This is a genomic window from Alteromonas sp. AWJ4_199 (assembly GCF_056159165.1).
Map to the genome: position 1 here is coordinate 2,586,740 of NZ_JBSWUR010000001.1, position 25,186 is coordinate 2,611,925.

A 25,186-nucleotide genomic window follows, 5' to 3' on the forward strand; every position below is an offset into this window, starting at 1 on the left:
TTTCTAGTAATTGTCCTTATTTGATACCGCTAATGTACCCATTTATACGACTCTTCACCAGTTTTGAATAGGCTAAAGCACTTTGTTTTAAGGTGCGTTTTTGGGTTTCGTAGTCAACATATACAATGCCAAAACGCTTGGAATAACCCAGCGCCCACTCAAAGTTGTCCATCAGGCTCCATGCAAAATACCCGCGAATGTCCACACCCTTTACCATTGCTTTATTTACGGCATTTAAATGAGTGTGAAAATAAGCGGTACGCGTATCATCTATAACTTCACCGTCATTCAGGACATCATCCATTGCCGCACCGTTTTCTGTAATATAAATGGGCGGTAAGTCATAGCGCTCATTAAGATCAACAAGCAGTTCGGTGAATGCGTCAGGGGTAATTTCCCAGCCCATTGCGGTTAGCTCATTTGTTGCTGGTGGAACAATTTCAAACCAATTATTTCCATCACTTTGATACAGGGTGCGGGTGTAGAAATTGATACCCAAATAGTCGATAGGTTGAGAAATGATATCCATATCACCTTCAAGTATTTCTGGTTTGCTATCAGTATCGAGCATGTCGATAATATCGGGGTATCTACCTTCTATTATCGGCTTTAAATACCACTGGTTATGGTAGTCGTCGGCCAGTTTAGCTGCGTGCTTATCTTCATTAGAATTCGTTGTTGTATGGCAATTGCTAAAGTTAAGCACAATACCGTTTTGACTATTCGGGCAATGGTTATTAAGTACTTTCAAAGCTAACCCATGTGCAAGCAACAGGTGGTGCGCCGCTTTACGCCCGTTGCCCATCCCTGTTTTACCAGGAGCATGAATACCGGCTTCATAGCCTAAATAAGCAGAGCAAAATGGCTCGTTTAAGGTGGCGTAAGAATAGACTTTCTCGCCCAATGCCTTTGCAACGGCCTCTACGTATTTTTCAAATGCGTAGGCGGTGTCGCGGTTTAACCAGCCGCCATTGTCTTCAAGGTGCTGCGGTAAATCCCAGTGATAAAGCGTAACGAACACTTTCATACCGCGTTTTACGACCTCGTTAACTAGGTTGACGTAAAATTGCATACCTACTTCATTAACGGTGCCGTCTTGCATCATAACGCGGGGCCAAGAAATAGATAGTCGATAGGCATCGACACCCAAGGCATCGATAAGCGCTACATCTTCCTTCCAAAGCGCTACGTGATCGCAAGCTACATCACCGTTAGTTGCATCTGAAATTGTCCCGCTCTTTTCACAGAAGGTGTCCCAAATGCAGTCCAACCTTCCTTTTCTGTCGCCTTCTATTTGAAAGCTTGATGTAGCTACACCAAACAGGAAGTCTTTAGAAAGCATCATAGAATTGGATGGAAGGTTAATGTCTTTCATCGTAGAAATGTCCTAGCAATAACAATTTCGTCATATTTGCTTTGCGAATTGCTAAGCAAATAACATCATATTTACATTGAATTCGATAACGCTTCATGTAATTATCTACTCAATGTAAGCGCTTACAAAATAATTTGGATAAGCATGTAAGCGCTTTCAAATGTAAATTTATCATTAATCAGAAAAATAGCAACAGAGGTTACTTGTGGACACACCAGTTCAGCCGAATATTTCATCCGCTCAGGAGCAAGGGGCAAACGGTAGCTACCGCTTTGCGCTAATCTCACTTACCACGTTGTTTTTCATGTGGGGATTTATTACATGTTTGAACGACATACTTATTCCCTATCTAAAGGGGGCTTTTAACCTCAGCTTTACGCAAGCAATGTTAATTCAATTTTGTTTCTTTAGCGCTTATTTCATCGTATCGCTCCCCGCGGGAATGGTTGTGTCGCGCATTGGTTACCAAAAGGGCATTGTGCTTGGATTAGCTGTCGCATGTGTAGGCTGTTTGCTGTTTTTCCCCGCTGCGTCTAGTCAAATTTATGGTGTTTTCTTGTTGGCGCTCTTTGTGTTGGCGTCAGGTATAACCGTCCTTCAAGTGTCTGCCAACCCTTTCGTGACAGCGCTTGGTGACCCTAAAACGGCCTCGTCACGACTTACCATGACTCAGGCGTTCAACGCTTTTGGTACAACAGTGGCACCATTTTTCGGCTCTTATCTTATTTACGGTGCTACAGGCGAGCACGGTGGCGGCACGCCAAGCGCTTCAGATGTGCAAATTCCTTATCTAATATTGGCAGCTTCGCTACTGCTTCTTGCTCTTGTGTTTATGTACTTGAAGTTACCTAAGCTTAATCACACAGGCGCAAATGCAGGTGTATTAAAAGGTGGCGCATGGCATCACAAGCACCTTGTGTTAGGTGCGGTAGGTATCTTTATGTATGTTGGTGCAGAAGTGGCTATTGGCAGTATGTTGGTTAATTACTTAGCCAGTCCCGCGGTTGGCGGACTAACTGAAGCTGGCGCGGCAAAATTGCTGGCATATTACTGGGGTGGAGCCATGGTAGGGCGTTTCATCGGCGCTGTAGTCATGCAAAAAATCTCTGGCGGCTATGTACTTGCCTTTAATGCCTGTATGGCAATTGGTCTTATTTTGCTATCGCTTTCAAGTACGGGTGACCTTGCGCTGTGGAGTATATTAGGCGTAGGTTTATTTAATTCAATTATGTTCCCTACCATTTTCAGCCTTGCACTACAGCAATTAGGTAAGGACACACCGCAAGGTTCAGGCATTTTATGTCTAGCTATTGTGGGCGGAGCTATCGTTCCACTTTTCCAAGGTATGCTGGCCGACTCGATTGGGGTTACGCTTTCATTCCTATTGCCCGCTTCGTGCTATCTCTACATTGCTTATTATGGCCTTGTAGGAAGTCGCGTATCTAAATTTCAAACCACTGAAAAGTAACGAGGATTAATAATGCGAAAAAGTCTAATCGCGAAGGTTGTTGCAGGTGCATTGGTCAGTGTCTTAGTTAGCGCTTGTGCATCCGATGAAGACGCTTCTTCAGTTAACAGTGCCGTAGAAAAAACGAATAAAGCCAGTGAGATATGGCCTAAGCTAGATATCGAAGTAAAGTCAGCCCCTGCGGTAGAGAAAAAGGTAGATGATATTTTATCTACCATGACGCTTGAACAGAAAATTGCGCAGATGATACAGCCAGAAATTCGCAATATCACTGTTGAAGACATGCGTAAGTATGGGTTTGGTTCTTACCTCAATGGTGGTGGCGCGTTTCCGAATAACGACAAGCATGCAACTCCTGAAGATTGGGTGGAACTTGCCGAAAAGCTATATCAAGCTTCCATTGACGACAGCCTAGATGGTTCAACAATCCCGACAATGTGGGGTACCGATGCTGTTCACGGTCATAACAATGTTATTGGCGCCACTTTATTTCCCCATAACATAGGTTTAGGTGCGGCAAATAACCCTGATTTAGTAGAGAAAATTGCTCATATCACAGCGAAAGAAGTGATGGCGACGGGCATTGATTGGGTATTTGCGCCAACGGTTGCTGTTGTACGTGACGACCGTTGGGGTAGAACCTATGAAAGCTACTCTGAAGATCCTGCCATTGTTAGGGAGTATGCCGCATCTGTAGTTAAAGGTCTTCAAGGCGCTGCTGATAAGGATTTTTTAAGCGATCAGCGTGTAATTAGCACGGTCAAACACTTTGTCGGTGATGGCGGTACCGTAGGTGGAGACGACCAAGGTAACAACCTAGCTAGCGAGCAAGACCTGTTCGATATACATGCCCAAGGTTATGTTGGCGGATTGACCGCTGGGGCACAGTCTGTAATGGCATCGTTCAACAGCTGGAACGGCGACAAACTTCACGGTCATAAGTATCTATTAAATGATGTACTTAAAGATCAAATGGGCTTTGACGGCTTCGTAGTAGGCGATTGGAACGGCCATGGGCAAGTTAAAGGCTGTAATAATGAAGACTGCGCGCAGGCTATCAACGCGGGTCTGGATATTTTCATGGTACCTAACGATTGGAAGGTACTGTACGACAACACCCTCGCTCAAGTAAAAGATGGCACTATATCTATGACCCGCATCGATGATGCAGTGCGCCGCATTCTTCGCGTGAAAGTACGAGCGGGCCTTTTTAATAAGCCAAGCCCAGCAAATCGCCCGTTATCTGGCGACCGTTCGCTTATAGGTAAAGCAGAGCATCGTGAAGTAGCCGCGCAAGCGGTACGTGAGTCACTTGTGCTTTTGAAAAACAAAGATAAAACGCTGCCTCTTTCTGCGAATAAAAACATATTAGTGGCCGGTGATGGCGCCGACAACATTGGTAAGCAGTCTGGTGGCTGGAGCATTACGTGGCAAGGCACAAACAATACCAATGACGACTTCCCAGGTGGAAGTTCTATTTACGACGGCATCAAAGAGCATGTCGAAAGTGCTGGTGGTAAGGTCGAACTTTCCGTTGAGGGCGGTTTTGAAACTAAGCCAGATGTTGCCATTGTGGTATTCGGCGAAGAGCCTTATGCAGAAGGCCACGGTGATAGAGAAACGCTTATCTACCAATACGGCAATAAGAAAGATTTAGCGCTACTTGAAAAGCTGAAGTCTCAAGGTATTCCAGTAGTATCTGTATTTATCAGCGGCCGCCCAATGTGGGTAAATGCCGAGCTTAATGCATCTGACGCTTTTGTCGCCGCTTGGTTACCTGGCTCTGAAGGCGATGCGGTAGCTGATGTGTTGTTTGGTGAACAAGACTTTAAAGGAAAGCTATCTTTCTCTTGGCCGTCAAAACCTCAGCAAATTGTGAACAAGGGCGATGAGACCTACGAACCATTGCTACCCTATGGATTTGGGTTATCCTTTGATGCCGAAAACGTGTTAAGCGATTCGCTAAACACTGAGATTAAAGTAAGCACGGATAACAACGAGGCAATGGAAATTCTAAACGGTGCCGTGCAGTCACCGTGGGTACTATGGCTGTATTCAGGTGATGAATCGCTACCTGTGAACGCAAGTACTCACACCCTTGGTGCGCTGACCTACCGCACTGTGGACAAGGTAGTGCAAGAAGATGCACGAAAAGTGACCTTTGATGGCTCTGAATTTGCGGCTATGCGCTTTGCTAGCAAAAGCTTTTTCCGCGAAGACTTAAGTGCACAGTTACTCACTAGCGGGGCGCTAAGCTTTAACGTTAGCCGTCACTCAGATATTACTGGGCCTGTTACCGTAGGCATGAACTGTGAAGGCGAAGGTGATGCTGCTGGCAGCTGTTCAACGCAGATTAATATTAGCGAGCAGCTAAAAGTAATGCCTGCTGATACGTGGACGAACGTGAGCATTGATCTTCAGTGCTTTGTCGACGAAGGCATTGACTTCACTGGCCTTGTCGTACCGTTTGAGCTAGGCAGCTCAGGTAAGGCAAGTTTGAGCGTAGCAGATATTCAGTTTACGCCAAAAGGTGCCAAGGAAGCCGATATATCCTGTCAGTAGGAATTATGACTTTTTAAAAAGTCCTTTCCTTTGTGTTGAAGTGGCCTCATTAAGTTGGACTCATTTCTACGCGGTAACTAAGGCCTGCGTTCGATATTGTATCGGACTCAGGCCCTTTAGCTTAAAACGTTCGTCGTCGTTAAAGTCGATGTATTTTTTGATGCTTTCAATGAGTTCATTCGCGTCTTTGAACGTTTCATTGTGATACATCTCAGCTTTTAATATGCCGAAGAAGTTTTCTGCAACAGCATTGTCTAAGCTGTTTCCTTTCCTGGACATGATCTGCGTTAAACCATTCTCTTCCAGGTGTTGTTGATGTTGCCAACCTTGGATGCTGGGTGTACGAGTGGTACCCAATGCTTCTGCGACTCTTCCGACTTCACCTTTGTAAGATTTATAGCGTTTAGGCCTGGCTTTTGAATTCAAGCCGAGTTCATCCATCAAGCTCATCATGTTTAGCGCGTAAGTTATTCTAAGGTAGCCGTATTGATCTTTATGCTCATGATAAATATCACGTATTTTTACACGTAAGTCATTATTGGAGCCAGGCTGGCTCAGCGTATTAGATGGTAGTAATGAACGCTATTGGCAAGCTCAGTAGCCTTTAATAAATGCTCTATGGTGTTTGGACATAAAAAGACCGCCAGTAATTGGATAATCCAACTATTGGCGGGCACTTCATTCGAGCTGCTTTTTTATTTGAAGATTGTTATACAATGCATGCATAGATTGACATTTATTAGTTTTTATATACATTACTTCGCGCCAAGGTTTTGGCAGTAACAAACTAAGGGATAAATAAAAATGAAAAAAATTGCGCTTCTTGCAGCAATCGCAATGATGACGTCGGGCTGTGCCAGCGTCATGACATCAGAGAACCAATCGATTAATGTTACCACAAGTAACAACAAACCAGCAGAAGTTACTGTTGACGATAAAACAGTGACAGCGCCTGGTATGGTTGTTGTACTTCGTGACGGTAAAGACAAAGTTGTACGCACAAAAGCTGAAGGCTGTGACACTGCTACACCAATTAAAAAGTCTGTAACACCTGTTTTTTTTGGTAATATCGTAATTGGTGGCCTACTTGGCTCTACCACTGACGGCGTTACCGGTAAAATGTGGGATTACGCTGACAACGTAGAAGTTCAGTGCGCGCAATAAGCTAAAATGAATTACGTAGTAAAAAGCTGGCTTTTGCCAGCTTTATTTTTTTGGGCACTTCTTGTGGGTGATAGTAGCGCGAAGAGCTTATACGTTGATGAAAGCATGCGTGAGCGTATTGCTGCGAAACCGCAGTGGCATGCTCTATTGCATATAAAAGGCCAAAAATCGGCAATATCAGATCCCAAATTTACCTTATCAGGACCACACTTCTCTCCGCGCGCTGAACTTGATGCATTAATAGCTTATGTTAATGTGTCTGAGGATGAAGCCACTTGTAGATTTCCTGCTCGTGTTTATTGGTTGAACAAGCAATTAAATAAAAGCACGAAAGGCGTTAACGTAGACGCGTGTCCTGAGCTCAACCAATATATAAATCACGTTCCTTTCGACTCGGTTGAAATCATTTTTGCTTCTGAAGTGCTGTCCTCTGCCTCGAGTATGATGGGGCATGTGTTTCTAAAAGCGAAAGGTCAAAACTACAGAGGAAACGCGGTATCGCACGCGCTTTCCTTCTTCACTGAGTATGATACTTTTAATCCGTTTTCAATTATTTACAACGGGTTAGTGAAAGGAATGCCGGGCTTCTTTATTGTGAGGCCATATGAAAAAGAGCTTGCACGATATTTAAATACCGAAGGCAGGAATGTATTCGAATATAGCCTTTCCCTTGATGAAGGTGCTAGGCAGCTCCTGCAGCTTCACCTGTGGGAGCTTAAAGAAATCGATATTACCTATCTTTTCCAGAGCTATAACTGTGCAACGCTAACACTTTATTTATTAGGCATAGTTCAGCCAGAAATAAAAAAAGAAGAAACGTTATTCGTAACTCCTGCTGATGTGGTTAAAGCTGCAGCTAAGGTGCAATTAATTACGCAATCGAAAGTGAATTTGTCTAATGAATGGGCGGTCGCAGCACTTGAATTGCAGCTAGGTACTCGTAATGTTACGAAATTAAAGCATATTCTGTTAGAGATGAAGAGTAATGACTACATCCGGTTTGAGGCTTTAACTCCCCTTGAGCTTGAGTATGTGAAGCGGTTAATCGCAATAGAACAAAAGATGACGCCATCTCATTCTTACAAGTACGACGACTTTGATAAGCATGTAACTAAGCTTGTAGATGGGCATGAGCTGTTTCAACTTAACAGAAAAACAGCGAAAAACCCGCTTGATACAGTACAAGACAGTGCTTTAAGTATAGGGGTAGAGCGGTTTAACCAGTCCGAAAGAGCGATGCTATCCATTCTGCCAGCTTCGCACTATTTAAGAACATCCGAGCCACAATTTTTCAACGAATCAGAGCTACGTATTGCTGAAACACAGCTGTCGGTAAACACACAGTCTGGTAATGTGCGCTTGGACCGTTTTACACTCTATGCGTTCGAATCATATATGCCGTCAACGCAAAGCTTACCAAGGTGGTCTGGTACGTTATTCATTGGCTACCAACAAGCATTTGACGATGCGCTAAATGACGAAGGCTTTTTCTCATTAGAAGGCGGCTTGGGCAAAAGTGTTAGGCTTCATCGCGATGTTATTGGTTACGGAACCGCTGAGGCAGGTTTTGGTACCAGACTAAACGAAGACATCGTATATGGTCGCTTAAATGCCGGGCTGTTTGTTAATTTAGCCTGGCAATCATCGTTTCGATTTGAAGCGTCGGTGGCAGTTTCAGACAGGGTACGAAAGCCGCTTAACCACTTTGTTGCTGAATTATCTACTCAGCCAAACAATGGTTATGGCGTTTATGTAAGACTTGAGCATTTCGATAGCGGCGTAAACAAAGAAGTAAGAGCAAGAGCCGGATTTGACTGGTATTTCTAAATAAAAAAGCCGCTTTAATAAGCGGCTTTTTACTCACACTATAAACAGAAATTAGAACGTGTATCTTGCACCAAGCGTATAGCGAGGGCCATATTGACGGGCAAATAAGAATTGCTCTTCAAAGCGGCCGTAACCACGCTCGGTTTCGTCGTTGATGTTTACACCTTCTAGGAACACAGTTAGGTGCTCATTTACATCGTAGTTGATGCTGGCATCAACTTGACCAAATGTGTCGAACTGGGTAGCTGGGTTATCAGATGAACCTTGCGCTTGACCAATGCCAACAACATAGTCTGAACGCCATGCGTAAGTAACTTTAACAGATAGACCTTCCTTCTCGTAAAACACTTGGAAGTTAGCTGAATCACTGATACCTACTAGCGGGTTTTGCTGTTCTAGGTTGTACGGGTCGTACTCTACGTCACCGTCAACAAGCGTTGCGTTAGCGCCAAAACCAAAGCCCGTTTCACCAAACGTATGCTGAACAGCAAGCTCGATGCCTTCTACGGTTTTTGATTCATTAAGGTTACGAGGCTTCACTACGTTCCATTCAATGAGCGGGTCGTCTGAGTTAGGCTCTACTACACCTTCTTCATTCGCATAACCGGCCGACAAGAAGTAGTCGTAAATGTTGCTGTCAGTAGCTTGGATACCTTCTGCTTGAAGCGCTGAAACCGCTTCTTGCCATCTTGGTCCTAGATAGATGTCGTTCAGACCGTCGAAAGTTTCAAGTGCACCTTGCGTATCGATGTAGTTTTTAACAGACTTTCTGAATAGGCCGACTGACGCATAGCTCGCTTCGTCGTAGTACCACTCGAAAGATAAGTCTAAGTTAGTTGACTCGTAAGGCTTAAGATCGGTACTGCCTTCAGAAACCGTGCGCGAACCAATTTTAGGGCTTCCGCTAAATGAACGACCGCCTTGTAAAAAGCCGATAGGTGCGCGAGTAATTGATTTACCCCAAGAGAAACGGGCAACAATGTCGTCAGTAACATCAACTTTCACGTCGAACATAGGAAGCAGTACATCGTACTTACCTGTGAAGTCTTGCTCTTCAACACCGTCTTGGAAAACAGTGATCCACTCACCAGCTGCAACCCAGTTTACTTGAATAGGTACGCGAACTTCAGCAGTGCTAGGTACTTCTGTTTCTTCGTAGCGAAGACCAGCGTTAATTTGAACGTAGTAATCGCTAACGTCAAAGTCCCACTCGGTCTGTACGTAAATTGAGTCGGTTGTCTCTTCTACATTGCTTACTGAAGGTGCGCCGCTGAAGTACGGGTCGATAGAGTACGCGTTGCTTTCGCCCACAACGTCGGCAGTGATGAATTGAAGCTGACGCGCAATGGCTTCATCAAAGTCAAAGGTGTAATAATAGCCTGGGTTCATGCTCGCACCACCACCATCAAAAGCGTCTAGGAAGCCTGAGGTGTCGTTGCGAACGAACATGCTGTCTGGGAAAATTTCAGTGAACGATGGGCTAAAGCCAGGTCCGCCGCGTAGTCCGCTCCATGCGGTAAAGCCAGTCAAAGACTGTTCTGTGCGAGCTACACCGAAATCGATTTTGACAAGCGGGATATCCCACGCTGAGTTATACCAAGTACCGTCTAACTGCAGCTGTTCAATGTCAGAGCGTCCTGGTGAATAGATGAACTGACTGAAGTTAGAGTCAATTTCACCCGGCAAAATTTCATTAGTGCCGTTATTCCAGTTAACGAAGACCTGAGGGATTTCACCTTCACGGTAGTCATAAATTTTAGATTCTAACTGGTTTGAACCAAGAATGATCTGTCCAGCGCTACCTAACCCTTCGTCATAACCATTGTCGGTTTTGTTGTAAGAATCATGATAATCCAAACGGAAGTGCCAATCGTCATTGACCATCCAGTCTAAGTTTACACCCAGTGATCGTGCATCAACGCGGGTAGTGTTGCGGCTTGCGGTAAACGAGCCGTCATCGCCACTGATGTCTGCATAAACAGCCGTACCATTTTCATCAAGCTCGTAAGCATTGATGTTAGCACCAAAATTGTTCCAAATACCCCAACCTACACTGTTAGTGCCGGTGGTTGCGCGAGACGCTGTGTAGTCGATAGTCGCGGTAAACTCGTCAACAGGACGAAACTGGAAAGTAACCTGCCCATTTGAGCGTTCGCGCTGTACATCATTAATGCTGTAGTTCATGTCTTTCGGGAAGAAAGCCGCATTTGTAATATTAGTACGGTTATCAACAACGTCGCTTGGATCTAGCTCAGGCAGTGCATCATTCTCTTGAAGTACCCAACCTTGAATATTTGCCGACTGCTGCTGGAAATCACGCTCTTGGTGCGAAAAAGATACGCCGAAGCCGAACATGTCATCGGCGAAAGTATTTGTGTAAACACCCGCAATTTCAGGGGTTACATCGTCACCTTCTTCGTTCGACGTATCGTAAATACCTTTCACTGAAATAGTAGCGTTTTGCCCCGACTGGGCTAGCGGCTTCATGGTAATGATGTTTACCGTAGCACCTAAGCCACCACTCGGGTTTTCTGCACGAGCCGTTTTTTGAAGTTCTAGCGTGCTTACGCCTTCAGATGAAAGGTTAGCGAGGTCAAAAGAACGGGTAAAACCAGTACCAGGCATTTGACGGCCGTTTAGGGTTACCAAGTTGAACTCAGGACCAAAACCACGAACGGTAATTTGGCTACCTTCACCGTTATTTCGGCTGATGGTGACACCGGTAATGCGTTGCAGTGCTTCCGCTAGGTTTGTATCAGGAAATTTACCTAGCTCTTCAGCTGATATGGCGTCTACTACACCACTTGAGCTGCGCTTTAAATCCATTGAACGGATCATGCTGCCGCGAATACCACTAACTTGAATAACTTCTACTTCACCTTCTGCAGGTATTGCTGCTTCTGCTTCTTGAGCATATGCGGGTAGTACAAGTGAAGAGCCCATCAACAAAGCCATTGATGTGGCAAGTTGGGTCTTTTTAAAAGATGTGTTTTTCATAATTGCCCTACTAATTCTTATCAATTTCGTATGTTGCCCAAGCTCCGCTTAGGCAACATATGCTTTGCTATTGCGCTGCAATTTCAACGTTATCGACGCGGTACACTGCGCCTTCACCAGAGCCCCATGCAGGGAACATCATGATGACGTTGATTGCACTGATATCCAGACCTAAGTCGTACAGCGTTTGAAGAGGGAAGGTATAGGTTTGCCATTCGCCTTCAACCGGGTCTACACCTTCAAGGCTAGCTGAAATGGGTAGTTCTACTGCTGATGACACGTCGATAGACTCAATCTTGAATAACCAAGGCGCTGAAGCATCATTAGGCATAGCGCTTACTTTCATTTCAAATCGCACAGCACCATCAGTTAGTAGTGCTGACGCATCGTAAGAGTGACCGTCATCAGCAATGATGCCCATAACAGTTGGCGTTGCTCCAATACGGAACTCAGCTACTGTACCGTGCTCTGCATCATCAATTTCTTCTGTAGGTGTTGAGCCACCGCAGCAATCCCAAATACGCCATTGGTCTGCCGCAGTGTCTGCAAACAAGGTAATGCCAGACGCTGAAGGCGCTTCTTGACCACTGTCAGGGTGGTATATTTTTACGTTATCTAAGCGGTATACTGCACCTTCGCCAGAACCCCAAGCTGGGAACACCATGATTACGTCAATGGCGCTAACGTCTAAACCACGGGCCTGCAAATCTGAAATAGGAAAAGTGTATGTCTGCCACTCGCCTTCAACAGGAGCCTGACCTTCAACGCTATCCGCTAATGGAAGCTCTACAGCGGTTGCTGCATCGTTTGACTCAACTTTAAAGAGCCATGTTGAATCTGGATTGTTTGGAGCGCTTACTACTCTCATATCGAATTGCAGTAGTCCACCGTCCGTTAATGCTGTTGCATCAAACGGCGTATCACCACCACCAGCGGCAGAGCGAGTTATAAAGCCCATTACGGTAGGTTCAGCGCCAATGCGGAATTCCGCAGTTAAACCGTGCTCTTCATCGTCCATTTCTTCAGTTGGCGTAGAGCCACCACAGCAGTCCCACATAGGCCAATCAGGGTTTTGGCCATCTTCGAAGATAGTGAGTTCTGGGTAGGTAACACCACCTTCTTGTGAAATTTCAACGTTTGTCATGCGATAAACTGCGCCATTTCCAGTATCCCAGGCAGGAAACACCATAATGACATCAATAGCGCTGGTATCTAAGCCTGCTTCAGCAAGCGCACTTAGTGGGAATTCATAAGACTCCCACACGCCTTGTTCTGGGGTATCGCCCTCAGTATCTGCTGGGCCCACGTAACCACTCATCAACGGCAGTTCAGCCGCGGTAGAGCCTTCAGAGCTTTCAATTTTAAATAGCCAGTTTGTGGTGGCATTGTTTGGAAGCGATGCTACCTTCAGATCAAATTTAACGCTGCCGGTTTCTTCTATTGGAGATGCATCAAAAGGAGAGGCTTCACCTTCAGGGTCAGTAATAAATTGTCCACGGCTAATAAAACCCATTACAGTAGGTGCTTCGTTTATTGTAAATTCATAAACTTGGCCTTGTTCTGCATCTTCAACTAGCGCTGGTGTAGTGCCGCCACAGCAATCCCACGCTGGCCAGTTTGGGTTAGGTGTACCATCAAAAATCGTTAGATTTTGTGGAATACCGGTAGAAGGGGGCGACGGGATGGGAGCAGCGCCTTCAACCAAAGCATCGTCTACACTGTCGTAGCCGGGGCGAACCGTTTCACAACCTTTACCTGTTTCTGGGTCAGAGGCACACTCGTAAACGCGTACGTAGTCAATTTCGAACGTTTGACCGTCTACGAATGCATCTGCATCTATACCCGTCTCGTTAACGGCTTCAGGCCAATTCCCACCTACAGCAAAGTTAAGGATCATGTAAAAATCTTGATCGTAAGGGGCGTTATTCCATTGGGTTTCAAGTTCACCGGTAATTTGGTCGAAGTACTCAGTGTACCAACCGCGGTGGGAAAGACCTGTTGCATCACCATTTGCGTTATAGCGCACCTCAGAGCGACGCTGGGTGGCATACAAGTAGCCGTCCATGTACCAGCGAATTTCACCTTCCTGCCACTCTATAGCGTAGGTATGGAAGTCATCAGCTGGGTTCGCGCCATCAGGAAGAGAATATGCTTGACCAGAGCTATCATTGTTCGGCCATTCTTGACCATAGTGAAGGGTGCCGTAAATATGGTTTTCTGGGTTACCTTCTGCGTCTGCTGCTTTCAGGTTTACCGCTTCCATAATGTCGATTTCACCAGAGCGCGGCCAGCCGCCATATACTGAATCAGTAGGCATCATCCAAAATGCTGGCCAGCTACCTTGACCTTCTGGTAGCTTAGCGCGCATTTCAAAACGGCCGTATTTGAAATCGGCTTTATACTGAGTAATTAATCGGGCTGACGTATACGGTTTTGGGGCACCTTCTTCGGCAGGAAGCGCAACAATTTTCAGGCTACCGTCAGACACAAATGAATTGTCTTCACTGTCTGTGTAGCATTGGGCTTCATTGTTACCGCCACCGTCACAGTTTACTTCATGGGTCCAGTTATCATCGTTAATACTGGTTCCATCGAACTCGTCGCTCCAAACAAGCTCCCAGTCGGTAACGGGAACCGTTGCGTCAACAACGTCGATATCTGTAGAGGTTGTTGCTCCACCTCCACAGCCAAATAGGGTTGTGACTGAGATCGCGGCAGCTATCCGCGAGAGTTGAGATGCTTTTTTCGTCATTGTTTTCAGCCCTGATCAAAAGAAATTGGGTTTTTATGTTGTGGCAAATGCCACGTAAAAAGCTTGTGTAAGCGCTTACAAAATGGGTCAAATAAAAATGGCTGTTTGAAAGCGCTTACATTACATTAAGCCACTGACACGTAAAGATCAATACTGTTCTCAAAAAATTAACATTTAGTAGAATAGGTATATATCGTCAATAAATATAAAAACAATCTTAATATCAATGATTTATATTATTTTTGATATTTCTTTGAAAAAGTTTAATTTGGCGTTTCACTCGTCATTTACAAATTAAAAGGCACTGTTGTTAATAAGGTGTTTTGAGCATTTCGCTCGCAACAAATAGTGCTTCACGATAAGCTTTCTCTATAGCACAAAAAGAGTATAGCCCATGCATAATCATCATCATGTCGACACTACTTCTTCTAAAGAAGACTCCACTCGTATCGGATGGGCATTTTGGCTGAACTTTACCTTTACCATTATTGAGTTTATCGGCGGTTGGCTCACTAACAGTGTGGCTATAATGGCAGACGCTGTTCATGATCTAGGCGATTCCCTCTCAATTGGATTAGCCTGGTACTTGAGTAAACTAGGTCACAAAGCCTCCACCGAAAAGTATACCTATGGCTTCAAAAGGCTAAGTTTAATGGGAGCCATGATTAACGGTCTCATTTTAGTACTTGGTTCAATTTGGGTAATGTCTGAGGCCATCCCCCGTCTCTATAACCCAGAGATGCCTGTGACGGAAGGCATGATAGGGCTCGCGATATTGGGTATTCTGGTAAATGGCCTCGCGGCCTATAAACTTCATGGCGGCCATTCAATGAATGAGAAAGTGCTTAACTGGCACTTAATTGAAGATGCGATGGGTTGGGTGGCGGTGCTTATTGTGGCCATTGTACTTCATTTTGTAGATTGGCCCATTCTCGACCCAATATTATCGATTGGTTTTACCCTCTTTATATTAATAAACGTAGTGAGATACGTTGTGCAGACAATGTCATTGTTCTTACAAGGTGTGCCTGATGAATTTACGCGAAAGGCTATTAGCCAAGCGTTGCTGTCTATGGAGCATGTTGAAGAAGTTCATCATTTACATTTTTGGTCTTTAGATGGTGAACAACATGTACTCACCGCTCATGTCGTTATTAATTGTGCAATCGACAATGACAAGTTACGCCAGTTAAAAACACAGGTGCATGAACGTCTTTCGCCATTTGCACTTGCACATACAACCGTAGAGTTTGAACTACCAGGGGAGCCATGCCGTGATGAAAATGATCATTTGCATGCCCATTCTCATCATCATAAACACGACGAGCTAAATTAACGCGCAATATATGTAGGGACAGGAAGGCGTTAGCTAATTACGTTTCTGCTGCCTAAGCGCTTGAACAATCGCACTCAAAAAAGAGGGGCGTATATACGCCCCTTTAAACACACACGCTTTGAAGGTTTAGAATTGTGCTTTGAAGGCTACGCCATAGTAACGGTCTGCGTCGCGAGGAATTTGATAACGAAAGTTATCGCCGCTATACGTTGTTGCATAGCTTTCATCAAGTAAGTTTTTAGCAATCAAAGATACGCGGAATGCATCGTCTTTGAATGAGAAACTTACGCTTGCGTTAAGCATGCTGTAGTCAGGTAGCAATGAGTGAGGATTGAATCCTCCAACATTTCCCGGTAAGTCAGAGTACTGTTCGTCGGTGTAAATATACGAAGCGTTATAGTAAACATCGAAACCGTGCTCTGTTTCCATAAAGTATTCAGCTGAAAGTGAATATTTTAAATCAGGAGAGAATGGTACATCGTCACCTGAACGTGTATCGCATCTCGGTGGCTCATCGCCATTCACTATAGTCTCAATCGGACAATTAAACTCATCAATTTCTGCTTTTGTGTATGCAGCACCACCGATTAAAGTAAGGTTGTCGGTTGCGTTCCACATCATATCAAGCTCGATACCTTGCGTGGTAACATCCCCGGCATTAGTAAGACGGGTAATACATGCACCGTCTGAACAGTCGAAGTTATTCGCTTGGAAACCTTCAATGTCGGTGCTAAACAACGCAACGTTTAACAATAGGTCGCGACTTGCGTACTTGTAGCCTACCTCGAAAGCGTCAGATTCTTCAGCGCCAATAGGTCGACCATCGTTGACTGGATTAAAGTTATAGTAAACGTTGAAACCAGGGCCTTTGTAGCCTTGAGAGTAGGTGGCATATACCATCTGATTTTGGTCAAGATCGTATTGAAGACCAACACGGCCGGATAGATTGGTTTCATCTACCACGCCTTCGGCATCTGTATTTTCGGTAGCAGGGCGCACACCAACACCACGACGTCCATATTCATCGTTGCTGATGCGGCGATGCTTGTAAGACACTTCATCGTCGGTATAGCGAAGGCCGAAGATAAGGCGCATATCATCGCTTAAATCGTAAGTACCATCGCCATATACTGCCCAGTTATTAAACTCAGTGCTCATAAACGCTGTGGCAGAAACAATATCGTTCGCATTGCACGACACACCTAATGAATCTGCATAGGCGTCGAGGTCTGAAAGCGCGTTAGTTAGGTCGTCTCCAGACAGGTTATTCTGCGCATAGAATGTCAGTGCTTGGTCAAGTTGAAGGTTATTGTTTTGGCAACTTGCATCGCGAGTGAAGTTACGCTCTGAATCCATGTTCCAATAGAACATACCCGCCAGGAAGTTAAACGGGCCTGCTAGGTTTGAAGCAACACGGAATTCTTGAGAAAACTGACTCCATTCCTGCTCACCCACATCGTGCAGTTGGAAAGGCACGCCGAACACTGGCTGGTCGCTGTCGCCAGCAATTGAGGTAAAGTCACCTTCGCGGAATTCAGTGTTTTCCCATGAGCGCTGGGCTGTGATTGAGGTGAAAGTATAGTCGCCGACAGTTTTATCAACTTGCACAGAGAAAGCTGAGTGGTCGTCGATGGTGCGAGACTCAAAATCGTGGTCGATTTGACGCTGTTCTAAATCAATGCCGTCAGCAATAGTTGCACTGCTAGGTGCTGCTTCTGATTCTGGATTACGACCGCTTGATACGCCTTCTAAATCGGCACAACAGTCGTCATCAGCACTGTAAAATTCGCTAATAAACTTAACTTTTAAGTCGTTGGTTGGTTCGTAGAGGACTACCGCACGCGCACCTTCGCGATCATAGCCGTTTACCGTTTCGTTGTTATAAACATTATCGATGTAGCCGTCGAATTTACCTTGGAACACGGTCAGGCTAGCTGAAAGGTCGTCTGTTAAACCACCGCTCACCGTGCCTTTTAAACGATACTCGTTATCTTGGTAGAATTCGGTAGAAAGGCTACCGGTTAGTTCCTGCGAAGGGTCTTTAGTGGTAATGTTGACTACGCCGGCTGATGCATTTTTACCAAAAAGGGTGCCTTGTGGGCCGCGCAGCACTTCGATACGGTCAACGTCATATAAATCGGCAAAAGCCTGTCCTGAGCGGCCTAGTACCACACCATCTACCACTGTCGCCACACTTGGCTCGGCGGCGATACTAAATGAAATTGTGCCAATACCACGAACGGTTAGTGCAGAGTTACGGGTTGTTGTACCTTTGCGGAAACTTACTGATGGAACAAGCGCTTGAAGATTTTCAACATTGTTTGCGAAAGCCGATTCTATCTGGTCACCGCGTAATACGGATACTGCTACAGGGACGTCGCTAATACTCTGTACACGTTTCTGTGAGGTAACGACAATTTGCTCGAATGACTTGTCGTCTTTAGCTGTTTTAGTTTGTTCGGTCTCTGCATCTTGCGCATAGCCATTTGCGTGAAGCAGCAAGCCAGATGTCATAGCAAGGGTTACCGCCTTACTAATGATCGATCTTTTTGTATTCATGTTGTTCTCCAGGGTATTTCGCTTATCTCGCTCTAACTAACAATGGCCAACACTTTTTTTATATATCAACCGTTGTACGTAGACGGTGTTTGGTTTTTTATTTTTTTAGCTACACAAGGGGCATCATTTAAAATGGCGCACTATGTGATTTATCATTACCAGCCTTTATAAAAGATATCTTTCGTCTGATGTCTTATATAAGAGTGATTAAGTTAAACAATTGTTAAGTCGTTTGCAAACGTTATGTTAATTTTTTTGTGTTTTTTCTATACAGAAGCGTTTAGTTTAAGCCGGCTGGGAAGCAAGGCGCTTTAGGCCTTGCTCGTATTTTACTCGCCACCATTTAAGGCTAATGCCTATGGCAGCGAAACAGCTTGCCCACAAGCCAACTAGAGCCGGTATAAAGATGTTACTGATTCCGCCTACAAAGCCCACTGGGGAGAACATCAAATACAAGGTAGCAATAAGACCAACCAGCACAATCGCGCAGGGGATAGCGTAGCGCCATGGGGTCATATTAACTTCGGCCTTCGGCGTAAAGTGCCATGGTGTAGCCATTGGATAGAGCTTACCTATGGTTAACATAATGGTCAGTTCTATAGCGAATAAAATGGCATAAATATGAATGAAGTTAATATCGACTTCCCATACAAACTTAAGCAGTCCATAGGCAATTACGTGGAAGATAATCGCGACTTTTGCCGCCAGCGCAGGAACGCGTTTTGTAAATAAGCCAACAAGCACAATAGTGATAACGGGAATATTGTAAAAGCCGGTAAATATGCGAATGATTTGCCACAATCCTTCAGGGGCAAACATAAGCAGCGGCGCCGTGATAAAAGAGAGCACAGCAATAACAATACTGGTGATCTTGGCAACGCGAATAAGCTTTTCGTCGCTCACTTTGTCTTTTTTGAAGGGTTTGTATACGTCTAAGCAAAATAGGGTGGCAGCACTGTTAAGCAGTGAATTAAAAGAGCTAAACACCGCACCAAGCAATACTGCTAAAAAGAAACCCGACAAATACTGTGGGAGTACATCTTTAACCAAATGGGGGTAGGCGAGGTCGATGGTTTGAAGATTTTCGTCTTGATATAAGTGATAAGCAATAACGCCAGGTAGCATCATCATAAAGGGCACAAGCACTTTAAAGTAGCCAGAGAACAGCACGCCTTTTTGACCTTCAACCAAGTTTTTAGCCCCCAAGGTTCGCTGAATAACGTATTGGTTTGTACCCCAGTAAAACAGGTTAGCTAATATCATACCTGTAAAAATAGTACCGAAAGGGACAGGATCGTCAGCGCCGCCTATAGCGTTGAGCTTTTCGGTTTCTGTGGTAGCAATAGTAGATAGACCTTGGCTAAAGCTGCCGTCGCCCAAGGCCACCAAGCCAAGAACGGGAACCAATAAACCCACAATTAAAAGGCCAACTCCATTAATCGTGTCTGATACGGCTACCGCTTTTAAACCACCGAAAATGGCATAGAGAGCGCCAATCGTACCGACTATGACGATAGTAAGTACCAGTCCCATCTCATAGCTTACATTGAAAAGCCCGGGTACATCAAAAAGCCTAAGCACGGCAATAGAGCCAGAGTAAAGCACCGATGGAATGGTAACTAACGAATACCCCACCATAAACAGTACTACGGTCATTCTACGCACACTGTCGTCGAAGCGGTCTCGTAAAAACTCAGGTAGGGTGGAGAAAGCGCCCGCTAAGTAACGAGGCAGGAAAATAAGCGCCATAATAATGGTAGAGATACCTGCGGTTACTTCCCACGCCATTGCGCTAAGGTTATAGCCGAAGGCAGAGCCGTTTAAGCCAATAAGCTGCTCTGCAGAGAGGTTGGTAAGGATCATGGACCCGGCTATAAAGGTGCCGGTCAGCCCTCTTCCTGCGAGGAAGTAACCATCTTGCGTGTTAACTTCCCCTTTGGTTTTCATGTAAGAGATAGCGGCAACGATTGCCATAAATGCCATACATGACAGTAGGGTAAGGGTAATATCCATGAACTACTCCTAAGCGCTATGCTGGCCAGTGCGAAATATTCGACATATCCATATCGGTATGCTGAACATCTGGGCCCATTACAATGCGACTGCCTTTTTGAATGAATACAGCAACGTCATTAAGTGCCAATATCTCTTCTATGTATTGTTCACCCTGTACCACTTCATCGGTACCAAAGCGCACCCACTCGCCTTTAGGTAAGTAGTATTTAATTTTGCCGCCAGGCACGACACAAGGCACAACCAGCAAGTCATCACCACACATAAACTGTTGCTCAAAAGCGTGAGATAGCGGCTGGTCAGGAAAGGCTAACGCCATGGCCCGCTGAACGGGCAGCCCCGTAATAGATGCTTTTTCTGCGGTTTCTTTTAAATAAGGTATAAGCTTGTAGCGCAGCTTTAATGCGTCAAACACGGCATCTGATGCTTCATCACCATATGACCAGGGTTCACGAGGGCCAATACCATGCAATCGCATGTGGGCGCTAAATACTGATGCTTGCGCCCATCGTACATAGAGCTCTGCATCTCGGGTATCTTTGTAAAAACCGCCGATATCCGTGGCAAAAAAAGGTCCGCCTGACATACCCCAAGACAAACTGCCACGAATACTTGCCGCTAGGCCGTGCCAATCGGCTTGCGGGTCGCCGCCCCACTGTGATGGATAGCGCTGGCTTCCTGTCCAAGCAGAACGGCTAAATAAGAACGGGCCAGTTTTGCAGTAAGCCGCAGCTGCCTCATAAACGCAGCGGTTATAAAGCATACTGTAAACATTGTGCAGGCGGTTGCCTGAATCACCACTGTACGACAGCATATTGTCGTCTTCTAGCTGCTCGCCAAAGTCGGCCTTGATCATGTCTACGCCAAGGTCAAAAAGAGGTTTATGCGAGGTTTTCCAAAACTCGTAAGCTTCAGGGTGGGTAAAGTCTAAAATGCCGGAGTCTGGCAGGGGCGTAAGCACTTCCCCAAATGGGCTCAAGTCCCATTCATAGCGATACGCTTCGCCAGTGCGCTTATCCTTTATCAGCCAGCCTTTTTCTGCAGCTTTTTTATAAAGAGGGTTTTTCACTGAGATCATGGGATATTCCCATACACAGATCTTAAAACCTAAGGCTTTGAGCTCATCAATAACCGGCTGTGGGTCTTCGTAGCGCTTAGGGTCCCACTCAAAGGCAAAGCGGGTATCAGTGTCTTGCCATGCGCGACCGTCAAGGGTAATAACATCGCAAGGCATATTCTTTTCGCGCACTTCTCGGGCAACGGCAAGTAACTCGTCGGCATCTTTATAATACGCTTTAGACAGGATTACGCCTAAGCTCCATGTAGGCGGCGTTGGCGCAAAGCCAGTTAACTCGCTGTAGGTTTGAAGGCTTTTAGCTGGCGAGTCTTGATGAAACAAGAACATGTCGAGTACGCCATCTTCAACTAAACACACATACGCTCGCTGTGACCAAAGTGCGTAGCCGACTCCATGGGTGACTGGTGCTGGAGTGTGCAAAAATAAATTCCAGCCTTCAGGACTCCATGCGTAAGGTGTGTTTTTATAAGACTTTTCGGCGTTTACGCCTAAAGCGTCGTGGTTGTATGAGCGAATTAGCTGGCCGCGTTTATCAAGCTTGCCCCATTTCTCTCCAAGACCGTAAACCGCCTCATCATAACCAAGCTCCAGGCTCACTAACCATCCGCTGTCTGTTTTAGCAAAGGGCGGTAAACGATGCTGGCGCACAAAGTGGCCGTCGGTGGCGCTTTGCTGAACTAAAACGTCATCTTTATACAGCTTGAAATGAAGAGGAGCGGCAAAAATTTCTAATCGATAATCACCTGCTGCCAAGGTACTGTGAGACTTGTCACCGGAAAGTACCAATGTTTGCTTATCGGGTACTCGTGTAAGCATTTCAAAGTCATCAGTTGCATTTGCATCACTTTGAATGCGTAAGCCAAACTGACTGATACTTAGGCTCAACTCGCCATGTTGAGTGGGGACAACAAGTGTTTTATCGTCAGACAAAAAGGGCTGCTCAGTGATGTCAGCAGCTTCAATATCGTTCCAATCTGGTTCAGTTACACAAAAAGCGTTACTCATTTCTACATTACCCTTAGTGTCTTATATAAGACATAAGTTAATGAAATGTAACTTGGGTGTCAATCTGCAATTAGCAAATTATGAAGATTTAGATCGAGGTATGTTCTTTGCTGTCTTGCGCTTGTAGCTCATTAAGTTCAATTCTCTGTAATCAAAATTTGCGCTAAAAGGGTTTAAAAGCTTATGTTTTTCACAATTAGCGTGACGCCACTTAGTGCAAGCATGGTTAACGCTAGTAACCTTACCGAAGATGTTGAAACTCGCGCAGCGAGCACGCGGCCTAATCGTGTAAATACAAGAATGACTGGCACTGCGAGTAGTGCAGAAATCATAACGTCTATTGAAGGGAGTGTACCAAAAGGTACTATAGCAAGACGTATTAATGCGGTTACGCTAAATACGGCCAACAAAGTAAAGCGTATTTCATTGATTGGCCAGGCTTGTCTGTAACACTGAAAAACCACAGGCGGACCGAACGTAGAGAAAAGCCCGCCTAACATTCCTCCAAGACCGCCCGCAACAGTAAAACCAAAGGCACTACCAGACGGCTGCCCACGTTTTCTTTTAACCAGTAAAAGCCCGCAGCAGCTTAAAATAGCGAAGCCCAGCAATAGGTTTAACCAGGTTGCCATGCCTATTGATAAGTATTCTAGCAGCGTGTAGCCAACTGCCATAAAAGGGATTCCGCTAATGAGTAAGATTTTAAATGCACGCGTGTTAATCTGTTCACGATTTCTGGCAACTAGACTTACTGAGTTAAAAAGGCTTAAAAAGCTTACCATGAATGTAGTTGCGGTAAGCGGCATAATACCGAACAAGGTAAAGCTAGACACTACCATTAACCCAAAGCCAAACCCGCTTAATGTTTGCAGGAGCGTCGCAAGACCTAAAAGGGCGAACATGGGGAGTAGTGTTTCCAAGAGCATGTATGTTATTCCTACGATGTATGTGATTTAAGTCAAAAATGCGCTATAAATCTTGTGTATGATATAAAAACAATAATTAAGCGTTTAGGTTAGGGTTCATGTCTTCATCTCAGTTCGATCACAAACTCAGCGGTCCGAGTCTCGCTTTTCAGCCTCTATACCAACAGGTCGCTGAATACATTAAGCAACTTATTGTGGAGCGTCGATGGCAACCTGGTGAGATGTTGCCTAGTGAGTTTAAACTTGCAGACGAGTTCAAAGTGAGCCAAGGAACCGTTCGCAAAGCATTAACACTGCTTACTGACACAAAAATTGTAACCCGCAGACAAGGGGTGGGTACATTCGTTTCTGAACATACCGCTCAAGATGCGTTATTTCGTTTCTTTCCCCTGCAAGCTGACGGCAAGGGCGCTGATTTACCTAAAGCAGAACTCATCAGTAAAGAGCTGGTTGAACCAAGTGAAACAGTCCAAGCTGCACTTGCTTTAACGGCAAAAGACAAAACGATAAAGCTTAAACGCAGACGCATACTCGAAAACGAATTTTGTATGCTAGAAACCATATTCTTGCCTTTCAAAATGTTTCCCGAAATTCACCTGCGCGAAGATATTCCGCATACCTTGTATCACTTTTATCAAACTGATTATAACCAAACCGTGTTTAAAACCCGTGACAGCATTAAAGCCGTTCTTGCATCAAAAAGTGATGCGAAAAGCTTGGGTATTGAAAAAGGAACACCGCTACTTTTGGTCACTCGTGTCACAGAATCTATTGATGGCAAGTTAATAGAGTATCGAGAGAGTAAATGCAGAACCGACCATTATCACTATCAAGTTGAACTTGATTGACATGCTTCATTTCTAGTCGGCTCTATGCCATTTCTATCGCCCACACTGCTGACCCTTTCCTAAAAAGCGGACATAGATAAACGTCCGCTTAAAATATCCGCCACTAAATTAGGGTACAAACGTTATTCAATCCCACCATTAGAAGCCAAACTCGATCTTTTAATTTAGCTTGTTAACACTTTGTTGACATAAGAGTGCCTGTGTAATAACTTATGTCTTATACAAGACTAAAGTTTGAAGCTGAAGTTATACAAGAGCATAGTGTTAAAGTAAAACTAATTAGCTTAATGCAACAAATTCTAAGGTGAATGAAGCAATGAATAAGATACCTGAGGTAGGTTTTGGCTTTTGGAAAGTAGATACCGCCATTTGTGCTGAAACAACATACCAAGCAATTAAAGCTGGATATCGCCATCTAGACTGCGCAGCAGACTATGGTAACGAAAAAGAAGTAGGTGAAGGCATAAAGCGCGCTATTGATGAAGGTTTATGTACCAGAGAAGAGTTGTGGGTAACCTCGAAGCTCTGGAACACCTTTCACGCCCCTGAGCATGTAGAGCTAGCGCTTGAAAAAACGCTATCTGATTTACAGCTAGACTACCTGGATTTATACCTTATCCATTTCCCGATCGCGCAAAAGTTCGTGCCAATCGAAACACGGTATCCGCCAGAGTGGTTTTACGACCCTGATGCAGCTGAACCAAAGATGGAGCTTGCTCCTGTGCCGCTTCACAAAACATGGGAAGCCATGGAAGCGCTCGCAGATAGCGGTAAAGCAAAACAAATTGGTGTGTGTAATTACAACACAGGGTTGCTTAACGACCTAATGAGCTATGCGCGCATTAAGCCAGCTATGCTACAGATTGAATCTCATCCGTACCTTACCCAAGAACGTTTAATTCGTTTAGCAAAAGACTACGGTTTAAATGTTACCGCGTTCTCGCCTTTAGGTGCGCTTTCTTACTTAGAGCTTGAAATGGCTGACCAGACTGAATCAGTACTTCAGCAGGACGTAGTGAAAGCTGCTGCAAAAGCCCACGGTAAAACGCCAGCGCAAATTGTATTGCGTTGGGGTATTCAGCGCGGCAACGCGATTATTCCGAAAACGTCAAAAGTAGAACGCATGAAAGAGAACTTGGCGCTTTTCGATTTCTCATTAAGTGAAAGTGAAATGCAGGCTATTTCTGCATTAAACATGAATCGTCGATTTAACGATCCGGGTCACTTCTGCGAAGCAGCCTTTAATCGTTTCCACCCCATTTACGACTAGGAGTAA

At 44.9% G+C, this 25,186-nt stretch carries 15 protein-coding genes; 7 read left to right on the plus strand and 8 right to left on the minus strand.

Annotated features, from left to right (window positions below):
- Positions 1 to 16: 16 nt before the first annotated feature.
- A complete protein-coding gene (locus tag ACXAER_RS11370) occupies positions 17 to 1,375 on the minus strand; it encodes a GH1 family beta-glucosidase (RefSeq protein ID WP_474829308.1) in 1,359 nt (452 codons plus the stop codon).
- 205 nt (positions 1,376 to 1,580) lie between these two features.
- On the opposite strand from ACXAER_RS11370, the gene ACXAER_RS11375 reads away from it, so the two are divergent.
- Both ACXAER_RS11375 and ACXAER_RS11380 read left to right on the plus strand, forming a co-directional pair.
- Positions 1,581 to 2,843, plus strand: coding sequence for a sugar MFS transporter (locus ACXAER_RS11375; protein WP_474829310.1), 1,263 nt, complete (start codon positions 1,581 to 1,583; stop codon positions 2,841 to 2,843).
- 12 nt (positions 2,844 to 2,855) lie between these two features.
- Positions 2,856 to 5,405: a glycoside hydrolase family 3 protein gene (locus ACXAER_RS11380; protein WP_474829312.1), complete on the plus strand. Its 2,550-nt coding sequence runs from the start codon at positions 2,856 to 2,858 to the stop codon at positions 5,403 to 5,405.
- 66 nt (positions 5,406 to 5,471) lie between these two features.
- Here the strand turns inward: ACXAER_RS11380 and ACXAER_RS11385 are convergent, their stop codons facing one another.
- A complete protein-coding gene (locus ACXAER_RS11385; protein WP_474829314.1) occupies positions 5,472 to 5,846 on the minus strand; it encodes an IS3 family transposase in 375 nt (124 codons plus the stop codon).
- A 363-nt stretch (positions 5,847 to 6,209) separates the two neighbouring features.
- On the opposite strand from ACXAER_RS11385, the gene ACXAER_RS11390 reads away from it, so the two are divergent.
- A complete protein-coding gene (locus ACXAER_RS11390; protein WP_474829316.1) occupies positions 6,210 to 6,569 on the plus strand; it encodes an adenosine deaminase in 360 nt (119 codons plus the stop codon).
- Between the two features lie 63 nt (positions 6,570 to 6,632).
- A complete protein-coding gene (locus ACXAER_RS11395; protein ID WP_474829318.1) occupies positions 6,633 to 8,396 on the plus strand; it encodes a lipoprotein N-acyltransferase Lnb domain-containing protein in 1,764 nt (587 codons plus the stop codon).
- Between the two features lie 51 nt (positions 8,397 to 8,447).
- Here the strand turns inward: ACXAER_RS11395 and ACXAER_RS11400 are convergent, their stop codons facing one another.
- Both ACXAER_RS11400 and ACXAER_RS11405 read right to left on the minus strand, forming a co-directional pair.
- A complete protein-coding gene (locus ACXAER_RS11400; RefSeq protein ID WP_474829320.1) occupies positions 8,448 to 11,393 on the minus strand; it encodes a TonB-dependent receptor in 2,946 nt (981 codons plus the stop codon).
- 67 nt (positions 11,394 to 11,460) lie between these two features.
- A complete protein-coding gene (locus ACXAER_RS11405) occupies positions 11,461 to 14,145 on the minus strand; it encodes a family 16 glycosylhydrolase (protein ID WP_474829322.1) in 2,685 nt (894 codons plus the stop codon).
- A 394-nt stretch (positions 14,146 to 14,539) separates the two neighbouring features.
- Here ACXAER_RS11405 and ACXAER_RS11410 point away from each other — a divergent pair, with 394 nt between their 5' ends.
- On the plus strand, positions 14,540 to 15,481 hold the full coding sequence (locus ACXAER_RS11410) for a cation diffusion facilitator family transporter (protein ID WP_474829324.1): 942 nt from the start codon (positions 14,540 to 14,542) through the stop codon (positions 15,479 to 15,481).
- A gap of 126 nt (positions 15,482 to 15,607) precedes the next feature.
- Here ACXAER_RS11410 and ACXAER_RS11415 read toward each other — a convergent pair whose 3' ends face one another.
- The 4 genes from ACXAER_RS11415 to ACXAER_RS11430 all read right to left on the minus strand — a co-directional run bounded on the left by ACXAER_RS11415 (position 15,608) and on the right by ACXAER_RS11430 (position 23,062).
- Positions 15,608 to 18,040 (minus strand): TonB-dependent receptor, encoded by a 2,433-nt coding sequence (locus ACXAER_RS11415; RefSeq protein ID WP_474829326.1) that lies wholly within the window; start codon positions 18,038 to 18,040, stop codon positions 15,608 to 15,610.
- A 285-nt stretch (positions 18,041 to 18,325) separates the two neighbouring features.
- Entirely contained in the window at positions 18,326 to 20,053 is a 1,728-nt protein-coding gene (locus ACXAER_RS11420) for a solute:sodium symporter family transporter (RefSeq protein WP_474829328.1), read from the minus strand.
- Between the two features lie 16 nt (positions 20,054 to 20,069).
- Entirely contained in the window at positions 20,070 to 22,136 is a 2,067-nt protein-coding gene (locus ACXAER_RS11425) for a glycoside hydrolase family 31 protein (RefSeq protein ID WP_474829330.1), read from the minus strand.
- Positions 22,137 to 22,309: 173 nt separating this feature from the next.
- Positions 22,310 to 23,062, minus strand: coding sequence for a TSUP family transporter (locus ACXAER_RS11430; RefSeq protein WP_474829332.1), 753 nt, complete (start codon positions 23,060 to 23,062; stop codon positions 22,310 to 22,312).
- Positions 23,063 to 23,160: 98 nt separating this feature from the next.
- Between ACXAER_RS11430 and ACXAER_RS11435 the strand changes: the two genes are divergently transcribed.
- A complete protein-coding gene (locus ACXAER_RS11435) occupies positions 23,161 to 23,910 on the plus strand; it encodes a GntR family transcriptional regulator (RefSeq protein ID WP_474829334.1) in 750 nt (249 codons plus the stop codon).
- Positions 23,911 to 24,226: 316 nt separating this feature from the next.
- The gene (locus ACXAER_RS11440) at positions 24,227 to 25,180 is read left to right on the plus strand and encodes an aldo/keto reductase (RefSeq protein ID WP_081366557.1); all 954 of its coding nucleotides are present in this window, start codon (positions 24,227 to 24,229) and stop codon (positions 25,178 to 25,180) included.
- Positions 25,181 to 25,186: the final 6 nt, after the last annotated feature.